2 protein-coding genes are annotated in these 2,671 nt (G+C 54.6%); both read right to left on the bottom strand.

Translation table 11 applies throughout. The features are described from left to right. A partial coding sequence (locus DW642_RS15550; protein WP_242991217.1) for an AAA family ATPase occupies positions 1-1,548 on the bottom strand: 1,548 nt, incomplete at its 3' end. After that, on the bottom strand, positions 1,545-2,671 hold a 1,127-nt coding region (locus tag DW642_RS15555; protein ID WP_117511012.1), incomplete at its 5' end, for a MobA/MobL family protein. The genes DW642_RS15555 and DW642_RS15550, both read right to left, overlap by 4 nt.

Genomic DNA, 2,671 nt, shown 5'->3' on the forward strand with positions numbered 1-2,671 from the left:
GCTTTTCTCATGGATAAGTACCCTTGTTGTGGGGCTGTCCTTCAGCTTGCCGATAAAGAGCAGACTGCGGACTGCCGCCGTAATGTCGATAGACCCTAATCCCCGGTAGGTGCTTTGCGTTCCTGCGGCTTTGTTGAGGTGTCCGATCAGCACGATAGCGCACCCGGTAGCCTGTGCAATGTCTCCCAGACTGCGGAATATCGGGCGCACCTCGTTTGCCCGGTTCGTGTCCACATCTGCGCCCAGAAACGCCTGTACCGGGTCGATGATAAGCAGCCTTGCGTTGTTCTCCCGGATTGCCCTTGCTATGCGCTCATCGGCAAGGGTCAGCGGCGTGTCTCTATCGTCAATGACAAGTACTCTTTCAAGGTCTGCGTCCGCTTCCATCAGCCGGGGCTTAACGGTATCGCCCAGACCGTCCTCGGCGGTCTGATAGATGATATTGAAAGGCTCAAGTGTCTCCATACCGGGTAAAGGCTTTCGATTGGTGCAAGCCGCCGCAAGGCGCATAGCAAAGTAGGTCTTGCCCTCGCCGGGGTTGCCCTGTATGATCGTCAGCTTCCCAAAGGGGATATACGGAAACCATAGCCATTCCACGCTCGTAAGCTCCACATCTGCCATGCGGAGCATGGGGACAGGCTGGGCGGTGGGCAGCTCTCGCAGCGTGATTGTCTCGGCTATGAATTTGCGGCTGGGAATGTCCCCTTGCTGACGGAGGACATCGTTCCAGTCTTTCCTTGCCGGGACAAGGCGAATGACGGCGATCTCGCCGGGAATGTCCTGTGCCAGCCGGGTGCAGGCTTCACTTCCTGCGGTGTCGCTGTCAAGGCAGAGGAACACTTTTCGGGTGTCCTTGCATTCAGAAAGAAAACGGTCAAGGGCTTTGCCCGAAACGCCGCCCAGGGCAAGATAGCTCCTTGTCTGCCAGTTCTGCGGATAAAGGCAGATGAACGATAACAGGTCTATCGGTGCTTCAAAGACAAAGAGCTGGTTGCCGTTTCCCTCATAGCGGAACGGATAGGACTTGTCAGACCCGGTAATATCCTGTCTGAATGTGTCTGCCGTTCCTCGCACATGGGCGTATCTCGGTGTGCCGTTTCGGTCTCTGCCGACAAACACAACATTGTGCCGCTTTGCGTCCTCATAAATATCCCCGGAAAGAAGAAAAGCCTCAACAAGCGTTTTGTTGAGACCCCGGCTTTCGCAAAGATATTGAATTGCTCTGTCGGCTGTTCGGTTGTGCAAGGGCAAGTGGAACGCTGTGGGCGGTGTTGTGCTGGCTTCAGTCTGCCCCTCGCCGCTTTCGCCGGTCAGGAGCTGGACGGCTTCGGGAAAGGACTTGCCGTAAAATTCCATGACGAAATCAATGGGATAGCCGCCCTTGCTCTGGCTGTGGCGAAACCATTTGTTTCCCCGGACGGTCAGGCTGTCATGTTCTTTCCAGCGGTATTCTCGTCCGCTTTTGATAAGCGTCTCTCCCTGTGTACGGAGAAAATCTTCCAGACTGACGGCGTTTGCCCGGTCAATCTGTGCTTGGGTGTAATTCATCGGGATAGTTCCTCCTTTTTCTGTCGTGTTTGGGGTCGATTTTGGAGCTTTTGTTCCTCTGTGCGCTCGTTAAAACGGGCGGCAGTATCTACGCATGACTTGACCTTCCAAAGACGGTGTAAATCGTCTCTGACGGTCTTAAACTCGCCATAGGTGGTTTCGTGCGCCTGTTCCAGAGCGTCATACTCGTCGGACAGTTTTTTCATATCCACCTTGCCGTCCGGGAACTCCCCGGTCAGCTTTCGTCTGGCGGCGTAGAACTGTATCAATTCCGCTTCATGCTCTGCCTTGTACTTGGCTCTGGGCTTCTCAAACTTGATTTTCTGCAAGCCGTCATAGACAGGCTTCAATCTCTGGAAAGCAGCAGAGCTGTCATAGAGCTGCTTAATTGCTTTCATTCGGGCGGTCTGTTCGTCCAGCGTTTTCTTCAAGCTCTCTGTGGCAGCACTGTGTTCGCTGACACGGCTTTCCAAATCTTCAAGGGAGTAAATGCCGTTTGCCCGGAGATAATTGAAAGTCTCGTTCATCTCTTTTAGGTTGCTGACCTTGCCTTTCTGCGAATATGCCCCGGCTCTGCGCTGGGTGTAATAGGCGTTCAGCAGAGAAACAAGGTCGGGTGCCTGCGGCTTGGCAAGCTCCGCTTTTGCTTCGGCAATCCAATCAAACAGGAGAGCGATTTTCTTCTTAATGTCCCGGATCACGGCGTTGGTGGCTTTGATCCAGCGGTTGAACTCGCCTTTCTCGGTGCGGATACCTTTCTTCTCCATTGCCCGGACGGTTGCGCCCTCGTGGACGGTGGGAAGAAGCTCCACGCCCTGACGCTCATAGCTTCGGTGGTCGATACGAACATCAATACCTTTTTCCGCAAACTTGGCATTGCACATCTCCGCCCATGCTTCACGCCAATGTTCCAGCGTTTCGGGACTGCCCCAGTCGGTAGTGGGAACGGCGTTGAACACAAACTTTCCGTCTGCGTCCCGGATACGGTTGCCGTCCTCGTCCAGCTCATACACCCGGCGTTGCTTTAGTCCCCATTTGCCGTTCTGCTCGATGGGGCGGATGGGGCAAAGCACATGAAAATGCGGGTTTGGTATGCCGCCGTCCTCCCGGTCTGGCTGGTGTA

This window comes from Blautia sp. AM23-13AC, from assembly GCF_003435675.1.
Taxonomy (GTDB): domain Bacteria; phylum Bacillota; class Clostridia; order Lachnospirales; family Lachnospiraceae; genus Fusicatenibacter; species Fusicatenibacter saccharivorans.